16 protein-coding genes are annotated in these 16,217 nt (G+C 67.7%); 9 read left to right on the forward strand and 7 right to left on the reverse strand.

Annotation, left to right across the window (positions count from 1 at the left end; genetic code table 11):
* Positions 1-63 precede the first annotated feature (63 nt).
* The 4 genes from AC5RUF_RS08580 (at position 64) to AC5RUF_RS08595 (ending at position 5,394) form a co-directional block, all read left to right on the forward strand.
* Positions 64-771 carry a YoaK family protein gene (locus AC5RUF_RS08580; protein WP_493996721.1) on the forward strand — a complete coding sequence of 236 codons (708 nt, stop codon included), beginning with the start codon at positions 64-66 and terminating at the stop codon, positions 769-771.
* Positions 772-893: 122 nt separating this feature from the next.
* On the forward strand, positions 894-2,633 hold the full coding sequence (locus AC5RUF_RS08585) for an L-lactate permease (protein ID WP_493996722.1): 1,740 nt from the start codon (positions 894-896) through the stop codon (positions 2,631-2,633).
* A gap of 205 nt (positions 2,634-2,838) precedes the next feature.
* Positions 2,839-3,942 (forward strand): alpha/beta hydrolase, encoded by a 1,104-nt coding sequence (locus tag AC5RUF_RS08590; RefSeq protein WP_494130285.1) that lies wholly within the window; start codon positions 2,839-2,841, stop codon positions 3,940-3,942.
* Positions 3,943-4,002: 60 nt separating this feature from the next.
* Positions 4,003-5,394 carry a DUF5129 domain-containing protein gene (locus tag AC5RUF_RS08595; RefSeq protein WP_494130286.1) on the forward strand — a complete coding sequence of 464 codons (1,392 nt, stop codon included), beginning with the start codon at positions 4,003-4,005 and terminating at the stop codon, positions 5,392-5,394.
* 6 nt (positions 5,395-5,400) lie between these two features.
* On the opposite strand, the gene AC5RUF_RS08600 is transcribed toward AC5RUF_RS08595, so the two are convergent.
* The 5 genes from AC5RUF_RS08600 to AC5RUF_RS08620 all read right to left on the reverse strand — a co-directional run bounded on the left by AC5RUF_RS08600 (position 5,401) and on the right by AC5RUF_RS08620 (position 9,808).
* The gene (locus AC5RUF_RS08600; protein ID WP_493996725.1) at positions 5,401-6,021 is read right to left on the reverse strand and encodes a LutC/YkgG family protein; all 621 of its coding nucleotides are present in this window, start codon (positions 6,019-6,021) and stop codon (positions 5,401-5,403) included.
* Positions 6,018-7,517, reverse strand: coding sequence for a LutB/LldF family L-lactate oxidation iron-sulfur protein (locus AC5RUF_RS08605; RefSeq protein WP_493996726.1), 1,500 nt, complete (start codon positions 7,515-7,517; stop codon positions 6,018-6,020). Before AC5RUF_RS08605 ends, AC5RUF_RS08600 begins: the two co-directional genes overlap by 4 nt.
* Complete coding sequence (locus tag AC5RUF_RS08610) at positions 7,514-8,332, reverse strand: (Fe-S)-binding protein (protein ID WP_494130287.1); 819 nt, start codon at positions 8,330-8,332, stop codon at positions 7,514-7,516. The genes AC5RUF_RS08605 and AC5RUF_RS08610 overlap by 4 nt, the downstream gene beginning before the upstream one ends.
* A 155-nt stretch (positions 8,333-8,487) precedes the next feature.
* Positions 8,488-9,462: a DUF1648 domain-containing protein gene (locus AC5RUF_RS08615; RefSeq protein ID WP_494130288.1), complete on the reverse strand. Its 975-nt coding sequence runs from the start codon at positions 9,460-9,462 to the stop codon at positions 8,488-8,490.
* Positions 9,452-9,808, reverse strand: coding sequence for a GntR family transcriptional regulator (locus tag AC5RUF_RS08620; RefSeq protein WP_494130289.1), 357 nt, complete (start codon positions 9,806-9,808; stop codon positions 9,452-9,454). Before AC5RUF_RS08620 ends, AC5RUF_RS08615 begins: the two co-directional genes overlap by 11 nt.
* A 63-nt stretch (positions 9,809-9,871) precedes the next feature.
* Between AC5RUF_RS08620 and AC5RUF_RS08625 the strand changes: the two genes are divergently transcribed.
* The gene (locus AC5RUF_RS08625; protein ID WP_494130290.1) at positions 9,872-10,234 is read left to right on the forward strand and encodes a hypothetical protein; all 363 of its coding nucleotides are present in this window, start codon (positions 9,872-9,874) and stop codon (positions 10,232-10,234) included.
* Positions 10,235-10,303: 69 nt separating this feature from the next.
* Here the strand turns inward: AC5RUF_RS08625 and AC5RUF_RS08630 are convergent, their stop codons facing one another.
* Together AC5RUF_RS08630 and AC5RUF_RS08635 are read right to left on the reverse strand one after the other, a co-directional pair.
* Entirely contained in the window at positions 10,304-11,737 is a 1,434-nt protein-coding gene (locus AC5RUF_RS08630) for an MFS transporter (RefSeq protein WP_494130291.1), read from the reverse strand.
* A 96-nt stretch (positions 11,738-11,833) separates the two neighbouring features.
* A complete protein-coding gene (locus AC5RUF_RS08635; protein ID WP_494130292.1) occupies positions 11,834-12,223 on the reverse strand; it encodes a VOC family protein in 390 nt (129 codons plus the stop codon).
* A 184-nt stretch (positions 12,224-12,407) separates the two neighbouring features.
* Here AC5RUF_RS08635 and AC5RUF_RS08640 point away from each other — a divergent pair, with 184 nt between their 5' ends.
* From AC5RUF_RS08640 to AC5RUF_RS08655, 4 genes are read left to right on the forward strand one after another with little or no spacing between them, the layout of a single operon-like run.
* Entirely contained in the window at positions 12,408-13,292 is an 885-nt protein-coding gene (locus tag AC5RUF_RS08640) for an aldo/keto reductase (RefSeq protein WP_493997295.1), read from the forward strand.
* Positions 13,293-13,339: 47 nt separating this feature from the next.
* On the forward strand, positions 13,340-14,041 hold the full coding sequence (locus tag AC5RUF_RS08645; protein WP_493997296.1) for a type 1 glutamine amidotransferase domain-containing protein: 702 nt from the start codon (positions 13,340-13,342) through the stop codon (positions 14,039-14,041).
* 4 nt (positions 14,042-14,045) lie between these two features.
* Positions 14,046-14,891: an SDR family oxidoreductase gene (locus AC5RUF_RS08650; RefSeq protein WP_493997297.1), complete on the forward strand. Its 846-nt coding sequence runs from the start codon at positions 14,046-14,048 to the stop codon at positions 14,889-14,891.
* A 36-nt stretch (positions 14,892-14,927) separates the two neighbouring features.
* Positions 14,928-16,199 (forward strand): multidrug effflux MFS transporter, encoded by a 1,272-nt coding sequence (locus tag AC5RUF_RS08655; RefSeq protein ID WP_494130293.1) that lies wholly within the window; start codon positions 14,928-14,930, stop codon positions 16,197-16,199.
* Positions 16,200-16,217: the final 18 nt, after the last annotated feature.

The following is a 16,217-nucleotide window of genomic DNA, read 5'->3' on the forward strand; positions in this document are numbered from 1 at the left end:
AATCGGACCTTCGGCCCGGGATGTGTCCCGGGCCAATAAGCCCGCCTAAGGAGATAGTCCCCAGTGAAGCGCCTGAACGCCGTACCCACCGAACGCGTGCATCTGTGGCTTATGCTGGCCCTGACCTTCTCCACCGGCGTGGTCGACGCTGTCGGGTACCTGGGCCTGGACCGCGTCTTCACAGGCAACATGACCGGCAACGTGGTGCTGCTGGCCATGGCTTTCGCCGGCGGTACCGGCCTGCCCATCCTGCGGCCCGCCCTGGCTCTCGCCTTCTTTATGCTCGGTGCCGCCCTCGCCGGACGCATGCTGCGCAAGGGGCCGGAAGGCTGGAGTCCGCGCACTTCCATTGCGCTCATCTTGGTGGCCGGTTTCATCTCCGCCCTGGCGGTGTTCACCCTGCTGGCCGATGTCCAGGGGGACGAGCTCCTGAGCGGCATTACGACGTCGGCCCTCGCCACTGCGATGGGCGTCCAGGCTGCCACCGCCAAACGGCTGAAGGTCGCCGAGATCACCACCGTGGTGGTGACCTCCACCATCACGGGTCTGGCCTCCGATTCCCGGCTGGCCGGGGGGAACAGCCGGTTCTGGGTCCGCCGTGTCCTGGCCATCGGGCTGATCATGCTCGGGGCCCTGACCGGTGCGCTCGCCTTGAAGGTGGGGCTGTGGCTGGGACTGGCTATTTCCGCGGTCATTTCCATTGCCGTGGCAGCGGCCGGTTACGTACGCCACCACCGCGAACGCGGCGCCGGGGAACTGGTCGCGGATTAAAGCCCGGGGCACCCATTTCCGGCCCGGGACGTGCCGCCCGGCGGTCAGGGGTTACCCGCCGGATGGGCCGCCGTAGGCTTAAGGGACGCTTACTCCACTCAGCGGACTGACTCGAGGTCTCCATGGAGAGCTTCACTCCCAGCACTGATCCGGTTGCAGGCAGCGTGGCCCTTTCGGCACTGGTGGCCCTGCTGCCCCTGCTGCTTTTCTTCCTGCTGCTTGCCTTTGCCAAAACCCGTGCCTACGTGGCCGGGGCCTGGGCACTGCTGGCCGCTCTCGCCGTCGGGGTCTTCGGCTTCGGCATGCCGGTGGGACTGGCGCTGCTCTCCGCCACCCAGGGCGCCGCCTTCGGCCTGTTCCCGGTGGTCTGGATCATTGTGATGGCCGTCTGGCTGTACCAGGTGACCGTCCTCAGCGGCCGGTTCGAGGACCTGCGCCGGGTGTTTGATGCCATTGGCGGCGGTGATCTTCGGGTCCAGGCGATCCTGGTGGCATTCTGCTTCGGGGGACTGCTGGAAGCCCTGGCCGGATTCGGCGCCCCGGTGGCCATCACCGTGACCATGCTGCTGGCGCTGGGCATCGCGCCCATCCGTGCTGCCACGGCAGTGCTGGTGGCCAATACCGCGCCGGTGGCCTTCGGGGCGCTGGCGATTCCCATCACCACCGCAGCCAACCTCACCAACTATGCCGGAGAGGACATCGGGGCCGTGGTGGGGCGCCAAACCCCGGTGCTCGCCCTGTTTGTCCCCCTGATCCTGCTGTTTATCCTCGACGGGCGCCGCGGCCTGCGCGACTGCTGGCCGGTGGCGCTGTTCACCGGCGTCGTGTTCTCCGTATTCCAGTTCCTCTGCTCCAACTACTTCTCCTACGAGCTCACCGACATAGTGGCCTCACTGGCCGCCATGCTGGCGGCGGTGGGTTTCCTGCGTATCTGGCATCCCCGGAACGGAGCGGAGGCCGGCCAGCGGATGAATGCCGAACTCGCGGAGGCCCGGGTCGCCGGCTGGACCCCCGCCGGGTCCGGAGCCGCCGCGGACGTCCAGACGTCCGCCCATGACACCGCGGATGACCGCCTGACGCCGTCGCGGGCCTGGATGGCCCTGTTCCCGTATGTTGCCGTGATCGTGGTGTTTGGCTTCGTGAACCTGTGGACGTGGGGCGTCAACGTTCCCGAAGCGCTGGAGAAAACCATCATCAAGATCCCGTGGCCGGTGCTGCACGATGCACTGCTGGACAGCAACGGCCAGCGGCAGTCCTCAACTGTCTATTCCTTCGAATGGCTCATCAGCCCCGGCACGCTGCTGCTGATTACCGGCCTGATTGTCACCGTGGCCTACTCCCGCTTCAACGAAAACGGCCGGTATCCCTTGCCTGTCGGAGCAGCCCTGCGGGAGATCTGGACTACCGCCGTCCGGATGCGCTCGGCGGCGCTGACCATCCTCGCGGTGCTGGCCCTGGCCTACGTGATGAACTTCTCCGGCCAAACCGTGTCCATCGGCACCTGGCTGGCGGCCACCGGTCCCTTCTTCGCCTTCCTCTCACCCGTGCTCGGCTGGATAGGCACCGCAGTGACCGGGTCCGACACCTCCGCCAACGCCCTGTTTGCGAAACTGCAGCAGACCGCCGGGCTCGAAGCCGGGCTGAACCCGCAGCTGCTGGTGGCCGCGAATACCGGCGGCGGCGTGATGGGCAAACTGATCAGCCCGCAGAACCTGGCCATCGGTGCCGCAGCCGTGAACATGAGCGGCCAGGAATCGGTCCTGCTGCGCAAGGTGGTGGGCTGGAGCGCGCTGCTGCTGCTGGCGCTGTGCATCCTGGTGTATCTGCAGTCCACACCGGTCCTGGAGTGGATGCTGCCTTAGCGTCCGGCCTCCGGCCGCCTCCGATGCCGCGGCGGGGCTCGCGACCGGACTCGCGACCGGTGGCCCCGGCGGTCGGCCCCGGGCCCGCGACCGGTGGCCCCGGCCACGAGACCGTATGAGATCCCGCACCCGCCCTGCCTGAAAGCCGTTGTCAGGCGGCAACCCCGTCAAAAACAGCACATTTTCCGCCCCTACCCTGAAAAACGTGAATGTCCTGTCGCTGACGGCAGCGGGGTTCCTGGCCGGGGCGGCCGCCGTTGCCGGAACAGCCGCCGCTGCCGCCCTGCATTGGGATCCCCGGCCCTCGGCCTTCCTGATCCGCGGTGTCTTCAACGGCGCCGGAAAGCTCCAGCCGTCCAGAATCGCCCAGCACCTGCCCAAGGGCAGCATCACCGGCCACCGGGGGCTGCGTTACCTGGGTTCCGCCGTCGACCCCACCCTGGACCTTTTCCTGCCCACCGGTGCCACCGAGCCGCTGCCCGTGGTGGTCTGGGTTCACGGCGGTGCCTGGATCTCGGGGTCCAAGAAGGACGTGGAACCCTATCTCCGGGTCCTCGCCGGTTACGGCTATGCGGTGGTGGGGGTGGGTTACAGCATCTCCCCCAAAGCCAGCTATCCGACGGCGGTCCGCGAGCTGAACGCCTCCCTCGCCTATCTGCGCGAGCATGCCGATAAATACGGCCTGGACCCGGACCGGATTGTGCTGGCCGGCGACTCCGCAGGGGCGCAGCTTGCCGCCCAGCTGGCCTTGGGCATCACCAACCCCGCCTACGCCCGCCGCACCGGAGTAACCCCTGCCGCGGCACCGCAGCATTTGCGCGGGATCGTGCTGAACTGCGGGGTGTACGACTTCCAGTCAGTCGCAAAGCTTCCCGGCACGTTCGGGTGGGGACTGCGGAAGGCACTGTGGGCCTATACCGGGTCCAAGGACTGGGCATCCACCGACGCCGCCGAACACATGTCGATCTTCGACCATGTAAACGGGCACTTCCCGCCCACCTACATTGCCGCCGGCAACGCTGATCCGCTGACGGCTACCCAATCCGTTCCCCTGGCGGACAGACTGGAGGAACTCGGGGTTCCGGTCACCCGCAGATTCTGGCCCAAGGAGTACAAACCTGCCCTTGGCCATGAGTACCAGTTCCGGCTGGACCGGCCGGAAGCCGCCCAGACCTTGCAGGAAACGGTCCGCTTCCTGGCGTCCGTGACCGCGGTTCCGTCGCTGCCGGGCTCCGGGCACCGGCCCGCCCACGGAGCGCACCGCCACGGGCACACGCACCAGCGCCACAAACCGCGGATCAGCGCGTAGGTTCCGCATCCGCGCGGGGACCGCGGTTAGGCTCATGGGGTTCACTCGCGAAGGGAAGTCATGCGCCGCGCTCCGTTTGTCCTGCTGTTGGTCCTGTTCTGCCTAATCGGAGGCGCCGGGGCCGGGAATGCCCTCGAGCCCCGAAACGTGTACGTGGAGGACACCGCCGGGATCCTGGAGCACGACGCGCTCCTGGCGGCCCTTGAACGGACCGAATTCCGCGGCTCCACCACCGTCCTGGTGTACACCTACAACGCACAAACGGGAGCCGACCCCAACGCCGGGTTCCTGGACTTCGTGGAAACCGCGCATCCGCAGTGGATCGCTGCGGACGGCCGCAGCTGGGCCGACGGCCTGTTTGTGTTCGTTGTTGATGCCGGGAGCGGTTCCGCGAGCACCTACTTCGGCAAGGACCGTATCCTGTCCGTGCAGCAGAAGGACGAGGTCCTTCAGGAGGCCGAGCAGCTGTTCGCTGAGGGCCGGTGGACCGAGGGAACGGCCGCCGCCGTCGACAAGGCAGCGGACCTCATCAACCAGCCTTGGTACGCCAGCGACGCCGCCTACGGTGCCGGGGGTGCCGGAGTGCTCGCAGGCTTCCTCTGGCTGCGGGCGCATTTCTCCCGTCGCAGGAACCGCAGGGAGAAGAACACCGTCCTGTTGCAGGAGGCCGATGCAGCGTATGCGTCCGTGAGCCTGGACCTGGAGGTGACCGAGCTCAATGCCCGGACCATCCCCGCGGACTCCCGCTACGGCTCCCGGGTACTGGAGCTTCACCGTACCTTTATGGCCGGCTATGCCACCGCCACTGAGCGGAACCGGGCCGCGGCAAGCCTCACCGACCTGGGCAGCCCCGGAAGCACCGCCGTTGTCACCGCTTACGCCGGAGCGGTGCTGCGGCTGGACCGCCTGGACGACATCATTGCGGACGCCAACACGCTGCTGACCAAGGCGCCGGGCTGGGAACGGGCCTGGGACCGGCAGGCCGGTCCCCTTACAACCGAGCTGGACGCACTGACGGCCCTGGCTGGGCGGGACCCGTTGCTCAGCGGCTCCGGGAGCACGGCCGCCCTGTTCGGCTTCCAGTCCGCCGCCCGGCAGGAGCTCATCTCCTGGGGTGCGGGACTGGCGGACGGCAGCCTTGCCCCGGACGATGCCTTGGATTGCCTCCGGGCGGCGCAGGCAAAGCTGGCGGACCTGCTCACCCTGCACGCGGAGGCGGCCATAGACACCTATGCGGAAACAGACAGCGAACGCCGGTTGATGCGCGATGCCATGGACAGTGCGTGCCGGATGCCGGGCGAGGACGGGCAGCGCCCCGGAATTGTGGATGCCGCCTTCCCGGCGCCCCGCTATTCCGTGGCCACCCTGGACAGCCGGTTGCAGGCCGCCACCGCGAAAATCGGTGTGGGATCCTCCCGCCGCCCTGCCGCCGATGCGGCCGTGGCACGCTAGCGCTCGTCAGCTGCGGACAATCACCACGTCCAGCCGGCGCGGGCCGTGCACACCCTCCACCCGTTCCAGCTCAATGTCGCTGGTGGCACTCGGGCCGCTGATCCAGGTCAGCGGATGGGTTCCGTCCAACCGGCGCACCGCTTCCGGCAGCACCCCGGTGATGTCCCGGGCCCGCACCAGACAGATGTGGTGGTCAGGGACCAGGGAGATGGCGCGCCGGCCCTGGCCCGGGCTGCCGTCCAAAATGATGGTGCCTGTTTCAGCCACCGCGGCAGCGCAACCGGTCACCACCGCGCCGATGGCGTCCAGCTGGGGGATGCTCAACGGTTCCTCCGGGGAATCAACCACCTTTCCGGTTGCAAGGGAGGTCCACTGTTCCTCGAGTCCCTCCGGCACCACGTAGGAAGGGGTGTCCTTGAGCAGCTCGGCCACGCGGGAGGGCACATCTGCCTCCTCCACCACACAGACTCCCGCTTTGTAGTCGGCCAAACGGTCGCTGAGCAGCTCAATAAGTTCGCCCTCAGCCAGGCCGGACTCATGCCGGTAATCCCGGGGTACATCCGGCGTTACCGGTGCGTCATGGAGGGCCGACCGCAGCCGGTCCAGGATCTCCGTACGCGCACTCATGCCTTCTCTTTCGACGATGTGTTCCCGTGCTCCTTGGCCCACCAGTCCCGGAAGGACCGTGCAGGCGGAGCCGGGAGGTCCCTGCTCTGTGTCCACCCGGCGGCTATGCCGGGAAGTTTCTTGATTTTCCTGTCCGGACCTGCCGCCAGCCGTCCCAGCGGCAACGCCTTTTCCACCAACGCCATCCGGTGTCCGCCTCCCATGGCCCAGGACGCGGCTTTCATGGCTGCATCCATCTGCCCCGGAAGCTTCTTTTTGCCGCTCTTCCGCCGGCTTTCCACATCTTCGGAGCGCAGGTGGACCAGGATCTCGGGAATGTTGATCTTGACCGGGCAGGCGTCGTAGCAGGCGCCGCACAACGACGATGCGTACGGCAGGGAGGCATTCTCTTCAGATGTGATCCCGGTCAGCAGCGGTGACAGAATGGCACCGATCGGCCCCGGATAAGTGGACCCGTAGGCATGCCCTCCGGTCCGCTCGTACACCGGGCAGACGTTCATGCAGGCGCTGCAGCGGATGCAGTGCAGTGCCGAACGCCCCATCTCGTCCGCGAGCGCGGCGCTCCGCCCGTTGTCCAGCAGCACCAAGTGAACGTCCTGCGGCCCGTCGCCCTCGGTAACCCCGGTCCACATAGACGTGTACGGGTTCATCCGCTCCCCCGTGGAGGAGCGCGGCAGCAGCTGCATAAACACTTCCAAGTCCTGCCAGGATGGCAGCAGCTTTTCCACCCCCATCACCGTGATGAGGGTTTCGGGCAGCGTCAGGCACATCCGGCCGTTGCCTTCGGATTCGACGACGGCGAGTGTCCCGGAGTCGGCGATGGCGAAGTTGGCGCCGGAAACTGCCACCTTGGCGGAGAGGAACTTCCGGCGCAGGTGCAGCCGGGCCGCTTCGGCCAGCCGTGCCGGGGCGTCCGTGAGGTCCGGGTCAACGTCGGGCATTTCACGCAGGAAGATGTCCCGGATCTGGCTGCGGTTCTTGTGGATGGCCGGCACCAGGATGTGGCTGGGCTTGTCATGGTCCAACTGGACAATGAGTTCCGCCAGGTCGGTTTCGAACGCGGCGATGCCCTGCTCTTCGAGGTATTCGTTCAGCCCGATTTCCTGCGTGGCCATGGACTTGACCTTGACTACCTCGTCCGCGCCGGCGTCGCGGATCAGGTCCCGGACTATTTGGTTGGCTTCCGCCGCGTCCCGCGCCCAGTGGATGGTTCCGCCGCGGGCGGTGAAGTTCGCTTCGAACTCCTCCAGCAACTCGGGCAGGCGGGCCATCACGGAGGCTTTGATGGCGCTGCCGGCCTCGCGCAGCTCTTCCCAGTCCGGCAGTTCGGCCACCACGCGCAGCCGCTTGTCGCGGATGGTGTGCGTGGCATGGCCCAGGTTGGCGCGCAGCTGGGTGTTGCCCAGTTCCCGCCGCGCAGCCTGGGGAAAGGGCTCGGTGGCGTGCAGGTTGCCCTCGCCGAAGACGGTTGGCATGCCAAGGTAGGTGGAGCTCATCGGCCCGCTCCTTCCGCCACGGAGGTACTGCCCCCGGCGAGGATCTCCGCCGGCGCGGGCGCAGGGTGTTCGCGGGTGCTGGCAAGGATTTCGGCGAAGTGCAGGGTACTGACGCTGCTGCCTTCCCGTGACAGTCCGCCGCCGATATGCATCAGGCAGGAGGCATCGCCGCCGGTGCACAGGTCAGCGCCCGTGGCCCGGATGTTGGTGTTTTTGTCCGCCAGCATGGCCGAGGAGACGTCGGCGTTTTTAATCGAGAAGGTGCCGCCGAAACCGCAGCACTGGTCCGCCTGCGGCAGTGGTTCCAGTTCCAGGCCTGCCACGGTGCGCAGCAGGTCCGCCTGCCGGTCCCCCAGCCGCAGCAGCCGCATTCCGTGGCAGCTGGGGTGATAGGTGATCCGGTGCGGATACCAGGAGCCCAGCTGTGCGGCCGCGTCCGTGATGCCCAGGACATCGGTGAGCAGGGCGGAGAGTTCGTAGGTTCGGGCGCCGACGGCGTTGGCACGGCGTTCCAGGTCCGCGTCCCCGCAGGAGCGGGCCAGCATCGCATGCTGGTGCTTCACCGAGGCGACGCAGGAACCGGACGGTGCGACGGCGACGTCGTAGTCCTCCGACTCGAACGCCTCCACATGGTTGCGGACCACGGGCACCGCTTCCGGAAAGTAGCCGGAGTTCAGGTGCATCTGGCCGCAGCAGGCCTGACCGGCCGGGAACACCACCTCGTGTCCCAGCCGCTCGAGGATGCTCACGGTGGCGCGGGCAGTGGAGGGATACATCGCGTCCACAATGCAGGTGGCAAAGAGTGCAATCTTCATGGCTGCCTTTCGGCGGGCCGGTTGTGCGGCCCCTGGGGTCTGACCATCTTCAAACATACTCCCCTGCATTGGTATGCCTCAGCCGGTTTGGTGCCCGTTTACTCTGCGCGAATTTACGGGCCCGAACCGGGTAGTCCGGGCCACGGGACCCCGCGTCAGCGACGGGCGGCAAGCGCCTGCAGCAGGGCGGCGCCGGTGCCGGCATCATCCACGGTGACCACGAACTGGCGGCCGGTGCGGCGGTTCACCTGCAGGGCCGGGCCGCCGCGCAGCACCACGCCGAACCGCCCGGGTACCCAGCGCAGGCCCCAGCCGCCGAACTCGGCTGCCGGGACAACTGTGACTTCCTCGGCATCGCGGATGTCTGCGAGGGGCACATGGAAGCGGGGAAAGCCGGCCACGGAAACCACGGTGAGCCCGCTGCCGTCCACCCGTACCCGGAAGGCGGTGGTGGTGGCCGCGGCGGCCAGCAGCACCAGGGTCAGCCCGGTCAGGATCCAGGCCACCTCCCGTTCCGCCCACAGCCAGCTGATGACTGCTCCGGCGGCAGTTGCGGTGACAGCTCCCAGGATCAGCAGCAGCACCGGCAGTGACAGAGTTGTCTCACGGAACCAGACCGCCCGCTCGCCGTCGGCCAGCGGCAGCGGCTCGGACGGATCGGCGGCCGGCGCCCGGCGGGTGCCAGGTTGGACCAGCCAGCACACGGCACCCACGGCCAGTCCGGCAAGCGCCGAGTAGAGCAGGGGCAGTCCCACGCCGGGAGCCTGCCGGGCGTCGGAGAGCCCGGACTGCATCAGCTGGCTCCAGGTCAGCAGCATGCACAGCATGGTGGTGATGGCCGGGACAACGGCGCCCAGGAAACGGTAGCTGGGTCCGGCGGCCGAATACCCCCGCACGCTGGTGCCCACCATCAGGGCCGGGATGCCCGCTCCCAGCAGCCCGGTGAGCAGCACGGTCAGCCACGGCGAGGCAAACCCGTCCGGCCCCTGCGTGCCCCAGTGGATGGCCACGGGGTCCGGCAGGGACGGCAAAGCGGCCAGCTGCAGGGCCAGGGCGGCAGCCACCACAGCGGCGGGGACGGCCACGGCCACCAGCAGGAACCGGCGGCGGGCGGAGGCATCAGCGTTCATGGGCAATTTCCTCTACATAGGCGGACAGGGTTTCCGGAGACAGGCCCAGCTCCCGGGCTTTGGCCACCAGGGCCAGGACATCGGAACGCAGGGCGGCAAGCGGTGCGGCTGCCTCCGTGACCACGGCACCACGTCCGCGGCGGAGTTCAACCAGCCCCTCCGCCCGCAGCTCCTGATAGGCGTGCAGGACGGTGTGCACGTTGACGCCGAGGGAAGCGGCGACATCCCGGGCAGTGGGCAGCCGTTCACCGGGGCGCAGCCTTCCGGCAGCGGCATCAGCACGGATGGATGCGGCCAGCTGCGCAAAGAGCGGCTGGTCGCTGGAGGTGTCGACCTTCATCAGCATGAACTTATTCTACTACAACTAGAACAACTCACTCTGACATTGAGGGCAGCTATTCTCAGGTCCATGACGAATATGGGGAATTCACGAACACTCAGTCTCACTGTCACCTCCAAGCGGGCCCGGGCGCGGGGCGAGATGGTGGTATCGGCGCCTGCCGACGCGCTGCCGCCTGCCGTCGAGCGGGCCTCGTACCACCTGCCACGCATGACCGTCACCGGCATCTGGCGCGAACGTGCGGAGATGATCGCGGGCACCACATGGAAGAGTTTCGGAGCCGACATCGTGCTGACCTTTGAGCCGCTGGACGCCGGAACCACACGGGTGCTGGCCACCAGCACGCCACAGGTCCCCACCACCCTGCTGGACTACGGCCAGGGCAAGTCGGACGTGACCGAGGTGCTGCAGGCCGTCGCCGCCCAGCTCTAGGACCGCCCAGCTCCAGGACCCGCCTACTTCCAGGATCCCTCCGGTTCCAGGACCCGCCAACTTGCAGATTCAGTGCCCGGCGGCCGGCGCAGAACCGGCCGGCCGCCGCGGCCCGAGCCGTCCGGAAAGCGCCAGCGCACCCGCGGACAAGGCCGCCGCACTGGCAAAGGCACCGATGAACGCGGCCAGCGGAGCGACCGGCAGCAGTGCGGCAAAGGCCACGCTGCCAAGCGCCAGCCACAGGGCCTGCACCAGGTTGTCGTTGACCTGCAGTGAGGAACTGTTGGCGCCTTCCTCTCCTTCGGCGGAGTAATCCAGCACCAGCACGGACAGGGTGGGAAAGGCCATGCCGATGCCCATTCCGGCCACGGCCCAACCCAGGACCGGTACCCAGATGCTGATCTGCGGATTCAGGCACCCGGCGGTAGCTGCAATCCCCACGGCCATCAAAAGGGCTCCCAGCCGCACCCGGGCGACCTTGTTCGCGAGGATGGCCAGGTTGGCTGCGGCCAGCGACCCGCCGAACCAGGTGAGGGCCGAGACGGTCAGCAGCAGCCCGGCCTGCGTGGGTGTGAAGCCCCGGTGCTGGGCCAGGGCCAGCGGCAGGTAGGCCTCCGCCCCGGCGAAGGCCGCTCCGATAAATCCCCGCAGGGAAATAACTGCCGCCAACCCCCTACCGAGGGTCCAGGTCCGGGGCGGCAGCAGCCGCGGCCCGGCGATGAGTACGGCTGCGGCACAGACTGCCGCCGGGAGCAGCGCCCATCCGGCGGCTTCGCTTCCAGTCAGCCCGATACCGAGAATGCCCGCGGCAGCAACAAGGGCCCAAAGCATGCGGGCGTAGTTCGGGCGCCAAGGCTGCGTTCCGGGCAGCTTGCGCAGTACCGGAGCCAGGCCGGCGTACGCCGTCACGGCCAGGACCGGAGCCATTCCGAAAACCGCGCGCCAGCCGAGCAGGTCATTCAGGAAACCGGCAATGGCCGGTCCCACCAGTGCGGGAAATACCCAGCCGCTGCTCAACACCACAAAAGCCTTGGCACGCATGGCCTGCGGATAGGCGCGCGCAATCACGACGTACATGGCCACGCCTGCCAGTCCGGCACCCAGCCCCTGCAGGGACCTGCCCAGGACCAGCATCAGCATGGACTGCGCCAGCGCCGCGGCCACCAGCCCCGCCGAAAACAGTACGACGCCGGTGCGCAGCGCCGGCGCCGGTCCGCGGGTATCCGTCCAGCTTCCGGCAAGGGCAATGGTGACGACGGCGGTGGCCATCGGTGCGCCGAACGCCAGCCCGTAGAGGGACAGCCCGTCCAGCTCCCCCGCCACCACGGGCATGACGGTGCCTACGGCCAGGGCCTCGAAGGCGAACAGGAAGGCAAGGGTGAACAGGCCCGCCGTGGTCGGGAGGTAGCGGCGGGACCAGAAACCCGGTTCGCCCGGGCCGGTCCGGCCGGGCTGGTGGTTTTCGGGTGATGCTGTTTTTTCTGGGCGGCGTTCGGCCTGCAAGCGGTGCTCCTTGAGGTGCTGGAATCGAGGTGTGCTGCTCGAAGCCAACAGGCTCAAGCCCACTTGAGGTCAAGCGGTGGATCGGGCGTGCCCCGCCTAGCCTTCCGAAGGGAGCGTGGATGGGATGGCAGGCAGCTCCTGCAGCGCCCACTGATTGCCGTCCGGATCACTGAAGTAGACAAAGGTGCCCCAGTCCAGCGGGGTGATGTCACTGGTCTGCACTCCGTGGTCCACCAGATGCTGCCGGGCATCCGCCGCGCTGGGCACTACCACCTGGATCCGCTGGGTTCCGGGCACCATGTCGGTGGTGCCCGGCCCGATCACCACCGAGCAGGCCGAGCCCGGCGGCGTCAGCTGCACAAAGCGCAGGCTCTCGTCCACCCGCTCATCAAAGTCGGGGTTGAATCCCACCTGGTCCACATAGAAGGCCTTGGAGGCGTCGACGTCGGACACCGGTACCGGCACAAGCTCGATTTTCCAGTCCATCCGGACAACCTAGACCGGCAGATGCGCCGCCGGAACCCCTGATGCGGACAGGGGATGTCCTGAGCGCCAATGCGGCCGCCAGTAGCTGAATCGGTGCCTGTTCCTGCTGCCGTCAGCGATCCCGCCGGCCTCCTTATAAGGCTGCTGAGGAATAAACCCGGCACCACGGCATGTTGGCTCTTACATGACTGATACGACGGATACTTCACCCGCCCTGTCCCCCACCATCGACCTCAAGGACCTCGGCACCGTACACCGCCTGGGCTTCGGCGCCATGCGAATTGTGGGACCCGGTGTCTGGGGTGAACCCGAAAGCCGCGGCACCGCCGTCGACGTGGTGCGCCGCGCCGTTGAGCTGGGCGTCGACTTCATCGACACCGCCGATTCCTACGGCCCGAACATCAGCGAAGAAATCATTGCCGAGGCGCTCTACCCCTACCCTGAGGGTGTGCGGATCGCCACCAAGGTGGGTTTTGTGCGCACCGGACCGGATGTCTGGGTTCCGGTGGGCCGCCCCGAGTACCTGCGCCAGCAGGCCGAACTGGCCCTGCGCAAGCTGAAGGTCGATTCCCTGGACCTGCTCCAGCTGCACCGGATCGACCCCAAGGTTGACCCGGAAGAACAGTTCGCCGTGCTGCGCGATCTGCAGCAGGAGGGCAAGGTCAAGGCACTCGGCCTGTCCCAGGTCTCCGTGGCCGAGCTGGAAGCAGCCGGGAAGTTCTTCACCGTTTCCACGGTGCAGAACCGCTACAACCTCACCGACCGCTCCTCCGAGGACGTACTGAAGTACTCCGAGGACAACGGCATCGGCTTTATCCCCTGGGCACCGATTTCCGCAGGCGAGCTCGCCAAGCCGGGTGGACCCGTGGATGAAGCGGCCAAGCGCCTGAACGCCAGCACCTCCCAGGTGGCCCTGGCCTGGCTGCTGCGCCGCTCCCCGGTCATGATGCCCATCCCCGGCACCGGTTCCATTGCGCACCTTGAAGACAACCTGGGCGCAGCCAATGTGCAGCTCGACGACGCTACGTTCGCGGAGCTCGACGCCGCCGGCGCTGCCGCCGCCAAGTAGGACCCTCTACCCCCTGAATTTCCCGCCAAGCAAAGGAGAAAGAACGCATGGCTAACATCCTGATGGTCGTATCCGCAGCAGATTCCCTCACCATGAAGGACGGCAGCGAGCACCCCACCGGCTACTGGGCCGAGGAACTGGTGGAATCCCACCGGGTACTCCGCGAGGCCGGACACACGGTCCGCATTGCCACCCCGGGAGGCGTCAAGCCCACGGTCGACCAGGTTTCCCTGGCTCCGGAGTCCGCCGGCAGCCCGGAGAAGGCTGCGGCTTTCACCCAGTACATCTCCTTCATCGATGCCGAGCTCTCCTCGCCGCTGGTCCTCGCCGACGCTGACATCTCGGAGTATGACGCCGTGGTGATGCCGGGCGGGCACGGCCCCATGGCGGACCTCGCGTTCGATAAGGACATGGGCCGGATCCTGACAGAGGCGGACGCCGCCGGCAAGATCATTGCCCCGTTCTGCCACGGACCCGCCGGCCTGCTGGCCGCCGAGACCGACAACGGTGACTTCGTTTTCGCCGGCCGCAAGCTCACCGTCTTCACCGATGAGGAAGAGCTTAACGGCGGCACCGGCGAGAACACCCCCTGGTTCGTGGAGGAAGTGCTGCGCAACAAGGGCGCCGAAGTCCAGACCGGCCCGGCCTGGACCAGCTACGTGGTCCGCGACCGGAACCTCATCTCCGGCCAGAACCCCCAGTCCAGCGAAGATGTGGCCAAGGCCGTCATCTCCGCCCTGGCCGAGTAGCCACATGAGAGTCCTGATCGCCGGTTGCGGCGATCTGGGCACGGAAGCCGGCCTGCGGTTCGCCGCAGCCGGCTTTTCCGTGCTCGGCTGGCGGCGTTCCCCGGAAAACCTTCCGTCCGAAATCAGCGGGCAGGCTGCGGACCTGACCGGAGAACTCCCCCGGATCCCGGCGGGCACCGACATTGTGGTGCTGGCCGCCGCAGCCGGTGAGCGCACAGAAGCCGCCTACCGCGCCGCCTATGTGGACGGCACGGTCAACGTGCTCGATGCCCTGGAGCGCGACGGCATCCGGCCGGCCCGCATCCTGTTCGTCTCCTCCACCGCTGTGTACGGCGACGCCGACGGCGGCGAAGTGGACGAAGACACCCCGCCAGCCCCGGCCTCGGCGACCGGAGCCGTGATCTTGGAAGCCGAGCAGCTCCTGCATGACCGGCGCCCCGACGCCGTCGTGCTGCGCCTGGCCGGTATCTATGGGCCGGGACGCACCCGGCTGATCGACGCTGTCACCGGCGGCACCGCCGTCGTGCCCGCCGGCAGCCAGCTCACCAACCGCATCCACAGGGATGACGCCGCAGCCGCGATTGTGCATCTGACCACGAAGGTTTCCCATCCGGCTCCCCTGTATGTTGGAGTGGATATGGAGCCCGTGGAGATGTCCGACGTGCTGCATTTTCTCGCCGACGAGCTGGGCCGTGAGCTGCCCCCGGCGGCCCCCGCTTCCAGCAGCCGCGGCGGCAACCGCCGGCTGAGCAACCGTGCCCTGACCGGCGCCGGATTCGACTTCGCCTACCCGACCTACCGGGAGGGCTACCGCGCGGTCCTGGCAGGCGAGGGCGTCCGGCACCCGTAGTCCTCCAGTTCCACACACAACCGACCAGGAGTGTCAGTGAGCGATACCCCGCCCGAAACCCGCACCCCGGCCGCCGCCGGTTCCCGCATCAGCACCCGCACCAGCATCAAGTACATCCTGATGCTCGGCGCTCTGGCGGCCCTTCCCGCCGTCACCACCGATATGTACCTGCCGGCGCTGCCGCAGGTTGCCGAGGACCTGCACACCAGTACTGCCGCTGCGCAGTTCACCCTCTCCGGCACTTTGCTCGGTGCCGCCGTCGGGCAGTTGGTGATCGGCCCGTTCTCGGACCGCTTCGGCCGACGGCTGCCGCTGATCATCGGCATCGGCATGCACGTGGTGGTCTCGCTGCTGTGCTTCGTGGCCCCGAATATCGGCGCCCTGATTGTGCTGCGCCTGTTCCAGGGCTTCTTCAACGCCGCCGCTGCCGTGGTCTCCCTGGCCGTGGTCCGTGACCGTTTCACCGGCTCCACTGCGGCAGCCATGCTCTCCCGGCTGATGCTGATCATCGGCCTTGCCCCGCTGCTGGCGCCTTCCATCGGCGGGGCCGTCTCCGGGCTGTTCGACTGGCGGGCCGTGTTCCTGGCCCTGGCCCTGATCGGCGTCGTGCTGGGCGTTATCGTGCTCCGCTGGATGCCCGAAACGCTGCCTCCGGAGCGCCGCCGGACCAAGGGCGGAACCAGCACGTTCAGCGGCTTCAAGGTGCTGCTGCGGGACCGGCAGTTCCTGGCCCTGGCCGTGATCCCGGGCCTGGGCATGGCCGTGATCATGAGCTACGTGGTGGGCTCGCCGTTTGTGTTCCAGGACGGTTACGGGCTGAGTCCGGCGCAGTACGCGCTGGTGTTCGCCATCAACGGCGTGGGCATGGTGATCTCCGCCCAGCTCAACGCCTGGCTGGTGGGGCGCTACTCCCCCATGGGCATCCTGCGGGTGGCCGTGATCCTGCTGCTGGGGCTGTCGGCGCTGCTGCCGGTAATCGTGCTGACCGGCCTCGGCGGGGCAGCCGGCCTGACCGCCGGACTATGGCTGGTGTTGGCCATGCACGGCTTCATTGCCTCGAACTCCTCGGTCCTGGCCCTGAGCGACTACGGCCACATGGCCGGCAGCGCGGCTGCCATGATCGGCGCCCTCCAGGTGGGCCTGGCCGGAATTGTCAGCCCACTGGTGGGTGTGCTGGGCGGCAGCGCCATCGCCATGGTCTCCGTGATCATCGGCTGCGCGGCCCTGATTGTGCTGATCCTGGCTACGGCAACCAACGCCTACCGCGGGGGCGGCGGTAACCGGCCGGGCCGGCGCCGGCTGAGATAGGAATAGCAAACGACTTAA

It is taken from the genome of Arthrobacter sp. Y3224198, assembly GCF_059090025.1.

What these genes read in the sequence shown, in the direction of transcription:
- AC5RUF_RS08600 (WP_493996725.1), bottom strand. Translation starts at nt 6,021, where the DNA reads ATGAGTGCGCGTACGGAGATCCTGGACCGGCTGCGGTCGGCCCTCCAT.
- AC5RUF_RS08640 (WP_493997295.1), top strand. Translation starts at nt 12,408, where the DNA reads ATGACTGATACGACGGATACTTCACCCGCCCTGTCCCCCACCATCGAC.
- AC5RUF_RS08645 (WP_493997296.1), top strand. Translation starts at nt 13,340, where the DNA reads ATGGCTAACATCCTGATGGTCGTATCCGCAGCAGATTCCCTCACCATG.
- AC5RUF_RS08650 (WP_493997297.1), top strand. Translation starts at nt 14,046, where the DNA reads ATGAGAGTCCTGATCGCCGGTTGCGGCGATCTGGGCACGGAAGCCGGC.
- AC5RUF_RS08595 (WP_494130286.1), top strand. Translation starts at nt 4,003, where the DNA reads ATGCGCCGCGCTCCGTTTGTCCTGCTGTTGGTCCTGTTCTGCCTAATC.
- AC5RUF_RS08620 (WP_494130289.1), bottom strand. Translation starts at nt 9,808, where the DNA reads ATGCTGATGAAGGTCGACACCTCCAGCGACCAGCCGCTCTTTGCGCAG.
- AC5RUF_RS08625 (WP_494130290.1), top strand. Translation starts at nt 9,872, where the DNA reads ATGACGAATATGGGGAATTCACGAACACTCAGTCTCACTGTCACCTCC.
- AC5RUF_RS08615 (WP_494130288.1), bottom strand. Translation starts at nt 9,462, where the DNA reads ATGAACGCTGATGCCTCCGCCCGCCGCCGGTTCCTGCTGGTGGCCGTG.
- AC5RUF_RS08605 (WP_493996726.1), bottom strand. Translation starts at nt 7,517, where the DNA reads ATGAGCTCCACCTACCTTGGCATGCCAACCGTCTTCGGCGAGGGCAAC.
- AC5RUF_RS08635 (WP_494130292.1), bottom strand. Translation starts at nt 12,223, where the DNA reads ATGGACTGGAAAATCGAGCTTGTGCCGGTACCGGTGTCCGACGTCGAC.
- AC5RUF_RS08610 (WP_494130287.1), bottom strand. Translation starts at nt 8,332, where the DNA reads ATGAAGATTGCACTCTTTGCCACCTGCATTGTGGACGCGATGTATCCC.
- AC5RUF_RS08585 (WP_493996722.1), top strand. Translation starts at nt 894, where the DNA reads ATGGAGAGCTTCACTCCCAGCACTGATCCGGTTGCAGGCAGCGTGGCC.